The 14,592-nt window shown below is 66.2% G+C and carries 19 protein-coding genes; 4 read left to right on the top strand and 15 right to left on the bottom strand.

The features are described from left to right. Positions 1-6 precede the first annotated feature (6 nt). Positions 7-753, bottom strand: a complete 747-nt coding sequence (locus METUNV1_RS11920) for a Nif3-like dinuclear metal center hexameric protein (RefSeq protein ID WP_008062034.1) — start codon at positions 751-753, stop codon at positions 7-9. 34 nt (positions 754-787) lie between these two features. Between METUNV1_RS11920 and METUNV1_RS11915 the strand changes: the two genes are divergently transcribed. Beyond that, on the top strand, positions 788-1,990 hold the full coding sequence (locus METUNV1_RS11915; RefSeq protein WP_008062033.1) for a Do family serine endopeptidase: 1,203 nt from the start codon (positions 788-790) through the stop codon (positions 1,988-1,990). Between the two features lie 73 nt (positions 1,991-2,063). On the opposite strand, the gene tatC is transcribed toward METUNV1_RS11915, so the two are convergent. The 10 genes from tatC to hisB all read right to left on the bottom strand — a co-directional run bounded on the left by tatC (position 2,064) and on the right by hisB (position 7,646). Next, positions 2,064-2,819 (bottom strand): twin-arginine translocase subunit TatC, encoded by a 756-nt coding sequence (gene tatC, locus METUNV1_RS11910; RefSeq protein WP_008062031.1) that lies wholly within the window; start codon positions 2,817-2,819, stop codon positions 2,064-2,066. Further along, positions 2,816-3,307 (bottom strand): Sec-independent protein translocase protein TatB, encoded by a 492-nt coding sequence (tatB, locus tag METUNV1_RS11905; protein WP_008062030.1) that lies wholly within the window; start codon positions 3,305-3,307, stop codon positions 2,816-2,818. Before tatB ends, tatC begins: the two co-directional genes overlap by 4 nt. 91 nt (positions 3,308-3,398) lie before the next feature. Then, entirely contained in the window at positions 3,399-3,620 is a 222-nt protein-coding gene (gene tatA / locus METUNV1_RS11900) for a Sec-independent protein translocase subunit TatA (protein ID WP_008062029.1), read from the bottom strand. 3 nt (positions 3,621-3,623) lie between these two features. Next, on the bottom strand, positions 3,624-3,983 hold the full coding sequence (locus tag METUNV1_RS11895; protein WP_008062028.1) for a histidine triad nucleotide-binding protein: 360 nt from the start codon (positions 3,981-3,983) through the stop codon (positions 3,624-3,626). A 64-nt stretch (positions 3,984-4,047) separates the two neighbouring features. After that, positions 4,048-4,374: a phosphoribosyl-ATP diphosphatase gene (locus METUNV1_RS11890; protein ID WP_008062026.1), complete on the bottom strand. Its 327-nt coding sequence runs from the start codon at positions 4,372-4,374 to the stop codon at positions 4,048-4,050. Then, positions 4,371-4,760 carry a phosphoribosyl-AMP cyclohydrolase gene (hisI, locus tag METUNV1_RS11885; RefSeq protein WP_008062024.1) on the bottom strand — a complete coding sequence of 130 codons (390 nt, stop codon included), beginning with the start codon at positions 4,758-4,760 and terminating at the stop codon, positions 4,371-4,373. Before hisI ends, METUNV1_RS11890 begins: the two co-directional genes overlap by 4 nt. After that, positions 4,760-5,530 (bottom strand): imidazole glycerol phosphate synthase subunit HisF, encoded by a 771-nt coding sequence (hisF, locus tag METUNV1_RS11880; protein ID WP_008062022.1) that lies wholly within the window; start codon positions 5,528-5,530, stop codon positions 4,760-4,762. The genes hisI and hisF overlap by 1 nt, the downstream gene beginning before the upstream one ends. A gap of 34 nt (positions 5,531-5,564) precedes the next feature. Next, positions 5,565-6,311, bottom strand: coding sequence for a 1-(5-phosphoribosyl)-5-[(5-phosphoribosylamino)methylideneamino]imidazole-4-carboxamide isomerase (gene hisA / locus METUNV1_RS11875; protein WP_008062020.1), 747 nt, complete (start codon positions 6,309-6,311; stop codon positions 5,565-5,567). Positions 6,312-6,380: 69 nt separating this feature from the next. Continuing rightward, positions 6,381-7,016 (bottom strand): imidazole glycerol phosphate synthase subunit HisH, encoded by a 636-nt coding sequence (hisH, locus tag METUNV1_RS11870; protein ID WP_008062018.1) that lies wholly within the window; start codon positions 7,014-7,016, stop codon positions 6,381-6,383. A gap of 42 nt (positions 7,017-7,058) precedes the next feature. Further along, the gene (hisB, locus tag METUNV1_RS11865; RefSeq protein WP_008062012.1) at positions 7,059-7,646 is read right to left on the bottom strand and encodes an imidazoleglycerol-phosphate dehydratase HisB; all 588 of its coding nucleotides are present in this window, start codon (positions 7,644-7,646) and stop codon (positions 7,059-7,061) included. Positions 7,647-7,811: 165 nt separating this feature from the next. Between hisB and hisC the strand changes: the two genes are divergently transcribed. From hisC to METUNV1_RS11850, 3 genes are all read left to right on the top strand, one after another. Further along, positions 7,812-8,879, top strand: a complete 1,068-nt coding sequence (hisC, locus tag METUNV1_RS11860) for a histidinol-phosphate transaminase (RefSeq protein WP_008062010.1) — start codon at positions 7,812-7,814, stop codon at positions 8,877-8,879. Between the two features lie 92 nt (positions 8,880-8,971). Beyond that, entirely contained in the window at positions 8,972-9,538 is a 567-nt protein-coding gene (locus tag METUNV1_RS11855; protein ID WP_008062008.1) for a hypothetical protein, read from the top strand. A 158-nt stretch (positions 9,539-9,696) separates the two neighbouring features. After that, a complete protein-coding gene (locus tag METUNV1_RS11850; protein ID WP_008062007.1) occupies positions 9,697-10,431 on the top strand; it encodes a PEP-CTERM sorting domain-containing protein in 735 nt (244 codons plus the stop codon). On the opposite strand, the gene METUNV1_RS11845 is transcribed toward METUNV1_RS11850, so the two are convergent. The 4 genes from METUNV1_RS11845 to murA all read right to left on the bottom strand — a co-directional run bounded on the left by METUNV1_RS11845 (position 10,428) and on the right by murA (position 14,591). Then, positions 10,428-11,249 (bottom strand): DUF2189 domain-containing protein, encoded by an 822-nt coding sequence (locus METUNV1_RS11845; protein WP_008062006.1) that lies wholly within the window; start codon positions 11,247-11,249, stop codon positions 10,428-10,430. The genes METUNV1_RS11850 and METUNV1_RS11845 overlap by 4 nt on opposite strands. Positions 11,250-11,354: 105 nt before the next feature. After that, positions 11,355-12,662 carry a histidinol dehydrogenase gene (hisD, locus tag METUNV1_RS11840; RefSeq protein ID WP_008062005.1) on the bottom strand — a complete coding sequence of 436 codons (1,308 nt, stop codon included), beginning with the start codon at positions 12,660-12,662 and terminating at the stop codon, positions 11,355-11,357. Next, complete coding sequence (gene hisG / locus METUNV1_RS11835) at positions 12,659-13,303, bottom strand: ATP phosphoribosyltransferase (RefSeq protein WP_008062004.1); 645 nt, start codon at positions 13,301-13,303, stop codon at positions 12,659-12,661. The genes hisD and hisG overlap by 4 nt, the downstream gene beginning before the upstream one ends. Positions 13,304-13,328: 25 nt before the next feature. After that, complete coding sequence (murA, locus tag METUNV1_RS11830; RefSeq protein WP_008062003.1) at positions 13,329-14,591, bottom strand: UDP-N-acetylglucosamine 1-carboxyvinyltransferase; 1,263 nt, start codon at positions 14,589-14,591, stop codon at positions 13,329-13,331. Position 14,592: the final 1 nt, after the last annotated feature.

The raw sequence follows: 14,592 nt of genomic DNA, 5'->3' as shown, positions 1-14,592 counted from the left end.
GGCCGCTCAGGCCGGGTTGTCGATATCGACGAAGTCCACCTGCAGGCCGAAGTGCGCAGCGATGTGCGCGCCCAGCGCCCGCACGCCATAGCGCTCGGTCGCATGATGGCCGGCCGCGATGTAGGGCACGCCGCTCTCGCGCGCCAGATGCGTGGTCTGCTCCGAAATTTCGCCGGACAGATACAGATCCACCCCTTCGGCGATCGCCTGCTCGAAATAGCCTTGGGCACCGCCGGTACACCAGGCGACACGGCGTACGCTGCGGCAGGCATCACCGACCAGCAGCGGCGCGCGCCCCAGCGCTTCACCCACCTGCTGCGCCAGTACCGACGCCGCCACCGGCTGCGCGGTTTCGCCCAGCCACAGCAGGCCCTGATCGCCGGCGACGCCGGTCGGTGTCAGACCGAGCACCCGGCCCAGCTGGGCGTTGTTGCCCAGTTCGGCGTGGGCGTCCAGCGGCAGGTGGTAGGCGAACAGATTGATGTCGTGCGCCAGCAGCCGGGCCATGCGGGCCTTTTTCATGCCGGTGACGCGGCCGTCCTCGCCACGCCAGAACCAGCCGTGATGCACCAGCAGCGCCTGCGCGCCGCGCTCGATGGCGGCCTCGATCAGCGCCTGGCTGGCGGTCACGCCGCACACCACTTTCCGCACCTCGGGCGCGCCTTCCACTTGCAGGCCGTTTGGGCAATAATCCTTGAAGCGCGCGGCTTCCAGCAGGTCATCCAGATGTCGTTGCAGCTGCGTCCTGTCCATTCCCGACCACTTTTCCCCGTTCCGACTCCGAATTATGCAGCGTCTGTGGCTGGTCTTTGCTCAATCGGTCACTGCCGCGCTGGCCGTGCTGTTCGTCGTGGTCACACTCAAGCCGGACTGGCTGCCGGCGCGCAGCAGCCCCGCCCAGAACGGCGCCTCCCCACTGCCTTCCATCGAACACCTGCTGCCAGCCCAGCCGCCGGTCGCCACCCGGGTCGAAGCGGCCAAGGTGGTGAGCTATTCGGATGCCGCGCAGAAGGCACTGCCGTCCGTGGTGCACGTGTTCACCACCAAGGCGGTGCGCACGCCGCAGCACCCGCTGATGAACGATCCGGTATTCCGCCATTTCTTCGGCGACCGCCTGGGCAGCCAGCCGCAGCGCCAGATGGGCCTGGGTTCAGGCGTCATCGTCAGCGAGGACGGCGTGGTGCTGACCAATAACCATGTGGTGGAAGCGGCGGACGAGATCGAGGTATCGCTGAACGACGGCGGCAAGTATCCGGCAGTGCTGATCGGCAGCGATCCGGAATCCGATCTGGCGGTGCTGCGGGTGAAAGCGCCGGGCAAGCTGCCGGCGGTCAGCTTCGCCAGCAGCGACAGCCTGCAGATCGGTGACGTGGTGCTGGCCATCGGCAACCCCTTCGACGTCGGCCAGACCGTCACCATGGGCATCGTGTCGGCGCTGGGCCGTTCGCAGTTGGGCATCAACACCTTCGAGAACTTCATCCAGACCGACGCGGCCATCAATCCGGGCAATTCGGGCGGCGCGCTGGTCGATGCGAACGGCAATCTGGTCGGCATCAACACCGCCATCTATTCGCGCAGCGGCGGTTCGCTGGGCATCGGTTTCGCGATCCCGGCCAGCACCGCGCGCAGCGTGATGGAACAGATCGTCGCCAGCGGCTCGGTGACCCGCGGCTGGGTCGGTGTCGAGGTGCAGGAACTGACGCCGGAACTGGCGGAAAGCTTCAAGTACCCGCTGACCGGCGGCGCGCTGATTGCCGGCGTGATGCGCGGCAGTCCGGCCGACCGTGGCGGCGTGCGCCCGGGCGACGTGCTGCTGGAAGTCGAAGGCCGCAAGGTGAAGGACGCGTCGGGCATGCTGCAGCTGATCGCGGCCCTGGTACCGGGTCAGCAGGCCACGCTGAAGGTGTACCGCAGCGGCGGTGAGCGGGATATCGCGGTGACCGTGGGCAAGCGTCCGATCAACGGCGTCGCAGCCAAGAACCGCGAATGAGCGGAAAGGTCAGCCCGAGGTAAGAACAAACCGGGCGTTCACGACTGCGAACGCCCCGCTCCTCGGATCGTTTTCAGACCGCGGTATCGGTGCGATCGCTCTCTTCGCGGGTCACCGGACCGCCGATGAAACGGGCGGCCAGAATGCCCAGTTCGTACAGCAGGCACAGCGGAATCGCCAGCATCAGCTGGGACACCACATCGGGCGGCGTGACCACCGCAGCCACCACGAAGGCGCCGACGATGACGTAGGGACGCGCCTCCTTCAGCTTTTCGATCGTCACCAGACCGAAGCGCACAAGCACGATCACCACCACCGGCACCTCGAAGGTGACGCCGAAGGCAGTGAACATCGTGAGCACGAAACTGAGGTACTGCTCGATGTCCGGCGCTGGCGTGATGCTCTTGGGCGCGAATTCGGCGATGAAGTGGAATACCACGCCGAACACGAAGGTGTAGCAGAACGCCATCCCGAGCACGAACAGGACGGTGCTGGCGATGATGAGCGGCAGGCCCAGCCGCTTTTCGTGCGCGTACAGCCCCGGCGCGACGAAAGCCCAGGCCTGGTAGAGCACGTAGGGCAGCGCGATCAGGAAGGCCACCATCATGGTCACCTTGATCGGCACGAAGAAAGGCGTCACCACACCTGTAGCGATCATCTTCGTGCCTTCCGGCAGCGCGATCATCAACGGGCGGGCCAGCAGGTCGTAGATGTCGGCCGCCCAGGGCATCAGGCAGATGAACACGATCACCACCGCCGCCACCGCGCGCAACAGGCGGTCACGCAGTTCGACCAGATGGGAAATGAAACTTTCGGTCTGCTCGCTCATGTCTTGTCGGCCGGAGTGGCCGGCGTTGCCGGGGTGGCTTCGGGCAGCGGAATGTCGAGGGACAGCTGGGCGGATTCAGGCTGCGGCCGGGCAGGTACTGCAGCTGCATCCTGCTGCGCTTCGGGTGTGGCGTGAGCAGCGTCCTGTCCGGCAGCCTGCTGCTCGATGGCCGCGTACTTCTCCTGCTCGGCCATCGCTGCCTTCATCTGGTCGCTCAGGCCATCCACTTCCTTGTTCGCGGTGGACACCGCCTCACTGGCCTGACGCTCGACGTCACGCACCTGCTGCTCGACCTGGGCCTGCAGCTTGCGCAGTTCCTCGAGCTGCATTTCACGTGAAATGTCCGCCTTCACATCGCTCACGTAGCGCTGCAGGCGGCCCAGCAGATGGCCGGCGGTACGCGCGACACGCGGCAGGCGCTCGGGGCCGAGCACCAGCAGCGCCACGACGCCGATTACGAAAAGTTCGGAAAAACCGATGTCGAACATGGGACGGGGGGCGTGATGTACAGGGCAGACCGAAGCCTGCCCTGTACGGACGGAATCGCGGCGCGGGCCGCGCAGATCGCGGCCCGTCCGGTCAGGACTTGACCTTCTCTTCGGCCTTCACGTCTATCGTGTGGCCAACACTCTGGGTGGGCTGGTCGGACGGAGCACCCGACTCGGCACCCTTCATGCCTTCCTTGAAACCCTTCACCGCGCCGCCGAGGTCGGAGCCGATGTTGCGCAGCTTCTTGGTGCCGAACACGAGAAGCACGATGACGAGCACGATGAGCCAGTGCGTGATGCTGAGCGAACCCATGGATTACCTCTCGGAAACGATCATGGGCGGCAGCGGGTGGTCACCGCCCAGAACATGCATGTGAAGATGATACACCTCCTGCCGACCCACCTTTCCGCAGTTGATGATGGTGCGGAAACCGTCGCCCGCTCCCGCTGCGCGGGCCAGTTCGCCGGCCTTCGCCAGCATGCGGCCGAGGATGACTTCATGGCTGCCGTCGGCATCGTAGAGCGTCGCGATGTGCGCCTTCGGAATGATGAGGAAGTGCACCGGCGCCTGCGGGTTGATGTCGTGGAAGGCGTAGATCAGGTCGTCCTCGTACAGCTTGCGCGACGGAATCTTGCCTTCGATGATCTTGCAGAAGATGCAGTTGGGGTCGTGCATGGTTTCAGTCTGTCCCTGAGCCCGAAAGTTTCAAATACGCGTATTACCGTATTGCGAGCGGACTTCAGCCGCCAGTGCGCGAACGCTTCTCGTCGATGCCGGAAATGCCCTCGCGGCGACGGAACTCGTGCAGCACGTCTTCCACCGTCAGGCCGTGATGGGCCAGCAGCACCATGGAGTGGAACCACAGGTCGCACACCTCGCGCACCACGTGGCCGACGTCGCCGTCCTTGGACGCCATGATGGTTTCAGCCGCCTCTTCCGCCACCTTCTTGCAGATCGCGTCGGTGCCCTTGTGGAACAGCGAGGACACGTAGCTCGACGACGGGTCGGCCCCCTTGCGCTCGGCAATGGTCTGCGCAACGCGGCGCAGCACTTCGATATCGATCATTTGTAGATGTCGTCCGGGTTCTTGATGACCGGGTCGACCTCGTCCCAGCGGCCATCGGTGAGCGAATGGAAGAAGCAGCTGTGACGGCCGGTATGGCAGGCGATGCCGCCTGTCTGTTCGACCTTGAGCAGCAGCACGTCGCGGTCGCAGTCGAGCCGGATGTCCAGCACCTTCTGCGTGTGGCCGGATTCCTCACCCTTGTGCCACAGCTTGCGGCGCGAGCGCGACCAGAACACCGCCTCGCGCAGTTCAGCGGTACGCGCCAGCGCGTCCCGGTTCATCCAGGCGAACATGAGCACGTCGCCGGTCGATGCCTCCTGCACGATGACCGGCAGCAGACCGTTGTCGTCCCAGGCGATGTCCTTGATCCAGTCCGGCATGCTCATCACAGACGGACCTCGATGCCGCGCGCCTTCATGCGCTCCTTGGCTTCGCGCACCGTGTGCTCGCCGAAGTGGAAGATGCTGGCCGCGAGCACCGCGTCGGCGCCGCCTTCGAGCACGCCGTCGGCCAGGTGATCGAGGTTGCCGACGCCACCCGACGCGATGACCGGAATCGGCACCGCGTCCGACACCGCGCGCGTGAGCGCAAGGTCGAAACCGCTCTTGGTGCCGTCGCGGTCCATGCTGGTGAGCAGGATTTCGCCGGCACCCAGCGCCGCCACCCGCTGCGCCCATTCGATGGCATCGAGACCGGTGGCCTTGCGGCCGCCGTGCGTGAACACCTCCCAGCGCGGCTGGCCGTCGCGGTCCTCGACCCGCTTCGCGTCGATCGCGACCACGATGGCCTGCGAACCGACCTTGCCGGACGCGCGGGCCACCAGTTCAGGATCGGTGATCGCGGCGGTGTTCATGCTCACCTTGTCGGCACCGGCGTTGAGCAGCCGGCGGACATCGTCCACGGTGCGTACGCCACCGCCGACGGTCAGCGGAATGAATACCTGTTCGGCCACCTGCTGCACCACGTGCAGGATGATGTCGCGCGCGTCGGAGCTGGCGGTGATGTCGAGAAAGGTCAGTTCGTCCGCGCCCTGCTCGTCGTAGCGGCGGGCGATCTCGACCGGGTCACCGGCGTCCTTCAGCGACACGAAATTGACGCCCTTGACCACGCGGCCGGCGTTGACGTCCAGACAGGGAATGATGCGCTTGGCTAGCATGTGTGTTCCGCGCCGAGCGCGAGCAAAAGTGAGGTCAGCCCTTGCCGTTGAGCCGGTCGGCTTCCGCCTGGGCCGCGGCGAAGTCCAGCGTGCCTTCGTAGATGGCGCGACCGGTGATGGCGCCGATCACGCCTTCGTCCTCGACTGCGCACAGGCCGCGGATATCTTCCATATTGGTGACGCCGCCGGAGGCGATGACCGGAATGCGCAGTGCCTGGGCCAGCTTGACCGTGGCATCGATGTTCACGCCGCTCAGCATGCCGTCGCGGCCGATGTCGGTATAGACGATGGCTTCGACGCCCTGGTCCTCGAACTTCTTGGCCAGGTCGATCACGTCGTGACCGGTCATCTTGGACCAGCCGTCGACCGCCACCTTGCCGTCCTTGGCATCGAGGCCGACGATGATGTGGCCGGGGAAGGCGCCACAGGCGTCATGCACGAAACCCGGGCTCTTGACCGCGGCGGTGCCGATGATGACGTAGCTGATGCCGTCGTCGAGATAGCGCTCGATGGTGTCGAGATCGCGGATGCCGCCGCCAAGCTGGATCGGGATTTCGTCGCCCAGCTCCTTCACGATGGCCTTGATCGCCGATTCGTTCTTCGGCTTGCCGGCGACGGCGCCGTTCAGATCCACCAGATGCAGGCGGCGGGCACCGGCGTCGAGCCAGTGGCGCGCCATGGCGGCCGGGTCTTCCGAAAATACGGTCACCACATCCATATCACCCTGCTTCAGGCGTACGCAGTGGCCGTCCTTGAGGTCGATGGCGGGAATGAGCAGCATGGCGCGAGTCGTGTCGTGTCAGGGGGTGGAGGAAAGGAAGGGCCGGACGACAGCGTCAGGCCCGCGGAATCAGGGCATCCAGCCGATGAAGTTGGAAAGCAGGCGCAGGCCAGCCTGCGCGCTCTTTTCCGGGTGGAACTGCACCGCAAAAATATTATCTCGGGCTACCGCACTGGTAAAGGTTGCGCCGTAAGCGGTTTCGCCCACGGCCAGCGTCGCATCGGCCGGACACACGTAGTAGCTGTGCACGAAGTAGAAGCGTTCGCCGTCAGCAATGCCGGCCCACATCGGGTGGGCGCGGGTCTGCTTCACGCCGTTCCAGCCCATGTGCGGCACCTTGAGCCGGCCACCGCTGGTCGGATCGACCGGATCGGCGAAGCGCTTCACCTCGCCCGCGAACAGGCCCAGTCCCGGCACGTCACCCTCTTCGCTGTGCTCGAACAGCATCTGCAGACCGATGCAGATGCCGAGGAAGGGCTTGCGGGCGGCCGCTTCCAGCACGACCGAGCGCAGGCCGCGCGCATCCAGCTCGCGGGTGCAGTCGGGCATGGCGCCCTGACCGGGGAATACGACGCGATCGGCAGCGGCGACCACCGAAGGGTCGCTGCTGACGATGACTTCGGCGTCGGGGGCCACGTGTTCGATCGCCTTGGCGACCGAACGCAGATTGCCCATGCCGTAGTCGATGATGGCAACGCGAGTCATGAGACGGCGAAAATCAGCGGTAGAGGATGAATCCGGAGCGGATCAGAGCGAACCCTTGGTCGACGGCATCTGGCCGGCCGCACGCTCGTCACGCTCGGTGGCGGCGCGCAGCGCGCGGGCAAAGGCCTTGAACACGGTTTCGCACTGGTGATGGGCGTTGATGCCACGCAGATTGTCGATGTGCAGCGTAACCAGCGCGTGATTGACGAAGCCCTGGAAGAACTCACGGGTGAGATCCACGTCGAAATCGCCGATGCGGGCACGCGTGAAATCGATGTTGTACTCCAGCCCCGGACGGCCTGACAGGTCGACGACGACGCGCGACAGCGCTTCGTCCAGCGGCACGTAGGCGTGGCCGTAGCGGCGCAGACCCTTCTTGTCGCCGATCGCCTTGGCGAAGGCCTGTCCGAGCGTGATGCCCACATCCTCGACCGTATGGTGCGCGTCGATGTGCAGGTCGCCCCGGGCGACCACATCGAGATCGATCAGGCCGTGACGGACGATCTGGTCCAGCATGTGATCGAGAAAGGGCACGCCGGTATCCAGCTTGCCCTGACCGGTACCGTCGAGATTGATGCGCACCGTGATCTGGGTTTCCAGGGTGTTGCGCGTGATGTCGGCTTGCCGCATGAAAGGGAACGAAGAAGATGCAGAAGGGTGATTCGGTGATCCGGCCCGGCCACGGACCGAAGCGGAGATGGCCGGATGATAACATCGACTTGCTGCGGCCATTGCCGGCCGGCGCTGACAGCGCACCGTTCCCCGAATCACCCTAGCCTGCCTTCCCGCACCGCCATGAGCCAGTTCTGGAGCCCCGTCGTCCACACCCTCTCGCCCTACACGCCGGGCGAGCAGCCGAAGATCGACGGTCTGATCAAGCTGAACACCAACGAGAACCCCTACCCGCCCAGCCCGCACGCGGTGGCGGCCATGCAGGCCGAACTGGGCGTGGATGGCGACCGGCTCAAGCTCTACCCGGAGCCGACCGGGCTGATGCTGCGCGAAGCGCTGGCCGACCATTTCGGCATCACGACCGACCGCGTGTTCGTCGGCAACAGTTCGGACGAAGTGCTGGCCCACACCTTCATCGGCCTGCTGAATCACGCGCGGCCGTTGCTGTTCCCGGACATCACCTACAGCTTCTACCCGGTGTATTGCGGGCTGTATGGCATCGCTTTCGAACGCGTGCCGCTGGACGATCGCTTCGCCATCCGCGTCGATGACTACATCGAGCGCCAGCCCGGCGCGGTCATCTTCCCCAATCCGAACGCGCCGACCGGCCGCCTGCTGCCGCTGGCCGACATCGCCCGCCTGGCCGCGGCGCTGCCGGATGCGCCGGTGGTGATCGACGAGGCCTACATCGATTTCGGCGGCGAGTCCGCGGTCGCGCTGATCGATGCCCATCCGAATGTGCTGGTCACGCAGACGCTGTCGAAGTCGCGCTCGCTGGCCGGCCTGCGGGTCGGCTTCGCGGTCGGCCAGCCGGCGCTGATCGAGGGTCTGAACCGGGTCAAGGACAGTTTCAATTCCTACCCGCTGGACAGGCTGGCGCTGGTGGGTGCCACCGCTGCGGTACGCGACCGCGAGTGGTTTGACCAGACCCGCCGCCGGGTGATGGCCAGCCGCGAACGGCTGGCCGGCGAACTGGCCGGCCTCGGCTTCGAGGTGCTGCCGTCGGCCGCCAACTTCCTGTTCGTGCGCCATCCGCGGCACGACGCGGCCGCGCTGTCCGCCGGGCTGCGCGAGCGGCGCATCCTGGTGCGCCACTTCCGCGCTCCGCGCATTGACCAGTTCCTGCGCATCACGGTGGGCACCAACCCGCAGTGCGACGCACTGGTCGAGGCATTGCAGGAACTGGTCTGACCCGCCCCGACTGACCGGGCGGCGTAACGCCACCCGGTCGTGGAGCGCTTCTTGCTGCGTCGGGTGCATCGTCATCCGTCCTCCGGCTCGCCATGTTCCGATCCCGCACCGCACTCCCCGCCCTGCTGGGCGCTCTCCTGCTGTCCGCCTGCACCAGCGTGTCCTTCAAGCAGGGCGCCGGCGGCAACGACTACAAGGCCGATGAACGCACCTGCCTCGGCACCACGACGGAGCGCACCGCCTTCCTGCAGTGCATGGAAGCGAAAGGCTGGTGGACCCGCTCGACCGAGGAACTGTCGCAGATCGCACTGGTGCCGGTCGAGGACAGCGACACGGCCGAAGCGGCGTCCACCGCCGCTGCCGCGATCCCGGCGGAGACTGCAGTGACTGCACCGGCAGCGCCCCTCGGCAGCGGCGCAGAAGCCCGTGCGCAGACGGTCGCCCCTGCGGCCGCCGCACCACGGGATCCGCTGTCGCGGGTCCGCATCGCGATGTGGTCGAAGATGGGCGCCGGTGCCGACGACCTGATCGCGGACCAGAAACGGTGTCTGGACACGCTGGGCGACGCCCACGCGCCGGACACAATGGCCGGCACCGTCAGCCGCGGTCTATACGACTGCCTCCGTCGCCAGGGCTGGACCGGACTCACGCTGCGCTGACCCGGAATATTCTATTTGAATAATCAGAACCACTGTCATACATTGACGGCGGGTGGCCTCGCACACATCACACAAACACGACACACATCGGCGCCGGAGACACACCACCCTCGCGGCCGTTCCGTCCGGAACGGCGCAACCCACACGAGGAGGTGTTCATGTTTTCAGCAAGAATCGTTTGCATCGCGTCGCTGTGCCTGGCCGCACCGGGCGCGCACGCGCTAGGGTCCGGCGACATCGCGTTCACCGCGTTCAACGCCGACGAGGACGGATGGGCCATCGTGGTCCTGACCGATCTGGCCGCCGGCAGCACGGTCTATTTCAGCGACAGCAACTGGAACGGCAGCGGCTTCGGCAGCGCGGAAGGCATGCACACCTGGACCACCGGCGCCTCGATCATCGCGGCCGGCACCGTGATCCGCTTCAGCGACATTGACCAGAGCGCGCGTTCGGTCAGCATCGGCAGCCTCAGCACGAGCGGAAACGCCGGGCTCAGCAGCAGCGGTGACACGCTGTTCGCCTATGTCGGCAGCAGCGTGTCCGCACCCCAGACCTTCCTCGCGGCGGTGTCGTCCGAAAGTGCCTCGGCGGCGGCCACCGCGCTGGCGAATGCCGGACTGAGTTCCGGCGTCAACGCGCTGATCCTGCCGGCCAGCACCGACTACGCCTACTACGTCGGGCCGCGCAGCGGTCAGGCTTCGATGGCGGGCTATCGCAGCGCACTGAACGATGCCGCGAACTGGTCGGCCGCGATCGACGGCAACCACGCCGACGCGATCCCGGACCCCACCGCCTTTTCGGTGGTCAGTACGGTGCCGGAAGCGTCGAGTGCGTGGATGCTGCTGGCCGGTCTGAGCGTGCTTGGCCTGCGTCGCAGAGTGCTGCCGGTTTAAGCGGTCGCCGCCACCGGGTGCTGCAGCGGTTCGATCAGCGCCCGGTAGGCGTGCCAGGTGGCATGACCCACCAGCGGCATCAGCACGATGAGACCCAGCATGAAGGTGGCGAAGCCGAGCACCGCGAAGCAGGCGATGATGGCCGCCCACAGCAGCAGCGGCGCAGGATTCCGCCCGAGCGAAATCAGGCTGGCCAGGATGGAAGTGACCGCGTCCTGCCGCCGGTCCAGCATCAGCGGGATGGCCACCACACTGGCACCGAACACCAGCGACGCGAAAATGAAGCCGACCACCGCGTACGCCAGCAGAAACTCGACGTTCTGCAGCGTGAGCACCTGTTCGAGGAAGTGATCCACCGACGGCATCTGGGTGGTGTAGAAGAGCGCGAACACCACCAGCGAGGCACGCGCCCACACCAGAAAGATGATGATGAGGATGACCGCGAACACGCCGATCGCGCCGGCGTTGTGACTGCCAGCGGTCAGCGAGTGCGCCAGCACCGGCGACTTTCCAGCCTCCCGCTGGCGCGACAGGTCATAAAGACCCAGCGACAGGAAGGGTCCGAGCAGCAGGAAGCCGCACACCAGCGCGGACGTGAGGTGATAGGCGTGGCGGAAAACCGTGGTGAGCACCAGCCCCATGAAAGCGAAACAGCTGCCGTAGAACAGGCTCCCGCCAGGATTGGCGCGCATGTCGCGGGCCGCGGCGGCCAGCCAGCCGAAACAGGCGAACACGCCGACTTCACGGACGACGGGAAACGGAAGGTCCAGCGCGTCGCTGCCTGCCTGGGGGACTTCCGGGTGCTCGGACTGCTGCATGCCTGCTCCTGATCGGTTCACACATCGCAACGACGTGTGCATGACCGGCGCTGGCCCACACACGACCCGGGCGCCACTGTACGCCGGGTCGGTGCGGTGTGGAAGTCAGTCCTTCAGACGCATTTCGGCCGAACGGGCGTGCGCCTGCAGCCCTTCGCCGTGGGCCAGCACCGAGGCGATGCGACCCAGCTTCTGCGCACCCTCTTCCGAAATGTCGAGGATGGAAGTGCGCTTCTGGAAGTCGTACACGCCCAAGGGGCTTGAAAAGCGCGCGCTGCGCATGGTCGGCAGCACGTGGTTCGGGCCGGCGCAGTAGTCGCCCAGCGCCTCGACCGAATAGTGACCGAGGAACATCGCACCGGCGTGGCGGATGCTCTCGACCAGCGCACGCGGGTCCTCGGTGCAGATTTCCAGGTGTTCGGGCGCGATCCGGTTGGCGATGTCGCAGGCTTCGGCCAGATCGCGCACCTTGATCAGCGCGCCGCGGTTGGCCAGCGAAATGGCGATGGTGTCGCGCCGCGGCATCTCGGCCAGCAGCCGGTCTATGGAGGCATGGACACGGTCGAGAAAGCCGGCGTCGGTACACAGCAGGATGGACTGCGCCAGTTCGTCGTGCTCGGCCTGGGCGAACAGGTCCATCGCCACCCAGTCCGGATTGCCGTGACCGTCGGAAATGACCAGCACCTCGGACGGACCGGCCACCATGTCGATACCGACGGTACCGAACACCCGCCGCTTGGCGCTGGCCACATAGGCGTTGCCCGGACCGACGATCTTGTCGACCTGCGGAATGGTCTGCGTGCCGTAGGCCAGCGCGGCCACCGCCTGTGCGCCGCCGATCGTGAACACGCGATCCACACCGGTGATGGCCGCTGCGGCCAGCACCAGCGGGTTGCGTTCGCCACCGGGCGTCGGCACCACCATGATCAGTTCCTTGACCCCGGCCACCTTGGCCGGAATCGCGTTCATCAGCACCGAACTGGGGTAGGAGGCCCGCCCGCCCGGCACATAGAGGCCGACGCGATCCAGCGGCGTCACCTTCTGGCCCAGCCGGGTACCGTCAGCTTCTGCGTACTCCCAGGAATCCTGCTTCTGGCGCTCGTGGTACAGGCGCACCCGGTCGGCCGCTTCAGCCAGCGCGGCGCGCTGCGCGTCGCTCAGGCTGGCGTAGGCGTCGTCCAGCACGCTGCGCGGCAGTTCCAGTTCCACCATGGACGCGCAGTCCATGCGGTCGAAGCGGCGGGTGCAGTCGATCACCGCGGCGTCGCCGCGCGCGCGCACGTCGCGCAGGATGTCGGCCACCGCGTGCTCGATCGCGTCGTCGGTGCTGCTCTCGAACGCGAGCAGCGCGTCCAGCGTCTGCAGGAAATCCGGGGCGCCGGAATCGAGCCGGCTGATCTTCGTGTTGCTCATTTCTTCACCGCACCTTCGATCGCTTCAAGAATCGGCTTGAGCAGATCGTGCTTCACCTTCAGCGCCGCCTGATTGATGACCAGACGCGAGCTGATGTCCATGATGTGTTCGACCTCGACCAGATTGTTCGCGCGCAGCGTGCCGCCGCTGCTCACCAGATCGACGATGGCATCCGCCAGACCGACCAGCGGCGCCAGTTCCATCGAGCCGTACAGCTTGATCAGATCGACGTGGACGCCCTTGGCGGCGAAATGTTCGCGCGCGGTGTGCACATACTTGGTCGCCACCTGCAGGCGCGCGCCACGGCGCACCGCCTGTTCGTAGTCGAAGCCCTTGGGCACCGCGACGCTCAGCCGGCAGCGTGCGATGTTCAGGTCGATGGGCTGGTACAGCCCGGCACCGCCATGTTCCAGCAGCACGTCCTTGCCGGCGATGCCCAGATCGGCGGCGCCGTACTGCACATAGGTCGGCGTATCGGACGCGCGCACGATGACCAGACGCACGTCCGGCCGGTTGGTGCCGATGATGAGCTTGCGCGACGACTCCGGGTCGTCGGTCGGCACGATGCCGGCCGCCGCCAGCAGCGGCAGCGTTTCTTCGAAGATGCGTCCCTTGGACAGCGCGAGGGTGATGCCTTGCACGGTGTGCCTTTCTCGGTGGCGTGCCTCAGGACACGCGGCGGACGGTGGCGCCGAGCGCGGTGAGCTTCTGCTCGATGCGTTCGTAGCCGCGGTCCAGATGATAGATGCGTTCGATCAGCGTTTCACCGCGGGCGACCAGACCGGCGATGATGAGGCCGGCGGAGGCGCGCAGGTCGGTCGCCATGACGGTGGCGCCGTCGAGGCGGGCGACGCCGGTCACCACCGCGGTGTTGCCGTCAATACGGATATCTGCGCCCAGGCGGGCCAGTTCAACCGCGTGCATGAAACGGTTCTCGAAAATCGTCTCGCGGATGACCGCGGTGCCTTCGGCCACGGTATTGACCGCCATGAACTGCGCCTGCATGTCGGTCGGGAAGGCCGGATACGGCGCGGTGCGGATCGACACCGCTTTCAGTTTTTCCGGCGCCTTCAGCACGATGGCTTCAAATGACGGGGACTTTTCGGTGCGGATGTCGCAGCCGGCGTCCATCAGCTTGTCGATCACCGCGTCAAGATAGCCAGCCGAGGTGCCGGTCAGGCGGATCTCACCACCGGTGACCGCGGCCGCGCACAGATAGGTACCGGTTTCGATGCGGTCCGGCATGATGCGGTGGGTGGCACCATGCAGACGGTCGACGCCCTGGATGCGGATCACGTCGGTGCCTGCACCGGAAATGCGCGCGCCCATGGCCACCAGACAGTTCGCCAGATCGACCACTTCCGGCTCACGCGCGGCGTTCTCGATCACGGTTTCACCGTCGGCCAGCACCGCCGCCATCATCAGGTTCTCGGTGCCGGTCACGGTCACCATGTCGGTGAACAGCCGGGCGCCCTTGAGCCGCGTGGTGCGCGCGACCACATAGCCGTGCTCGACCGAAATGTCGGCCCCCATCGCGGTCAGGCCCTTGATGTGCTGGTCCACCGGGCGCGCACCGATGGCGCAGCCGCCGGGCAGCGACACCCGCGCCTCGCCGCAGCGGGCGACCAGCGGACCGAGCACCAGGATGGACGCACGCATGGTTTTCACCATTTCGTACGGCGCCAGCGGATTGTTCAGGCCGGACGCATCCAGCGTGACGGTCGAACCCTCACGCTGCACCGCCACGCCCATCTGCGCGAGCAGCTTGAGCATGGTGCCGATGTCGTTCAGCTGCGGCACATTGGTCAGCGTGAGCGGCTCGCGGGTGAGCAGCGCGGCACACAGGATGGGGAGTGCAGCGTTCTTGGCGCCCGACATTTCGGCCTCGCCGCACAGGCGGTGGCCGCCTTCGATCAACAGCTTGTCCATG

The organism is Methyloversatilis universalis FAM5, from assembly GCF_000214035.2.
Classification (GTDB): domain Bacteria; phylum Pseudomonadota; class Gammaproteobacteria; order Burkholderiales; family Rhodocyclaceae; genus Methyloversatilis; species Methyloversatilis universalis.
Note: the sequence above shows the minus strand (reverse complement) of the source record. Positions and strands in the feature narration are given on the sequence as shown.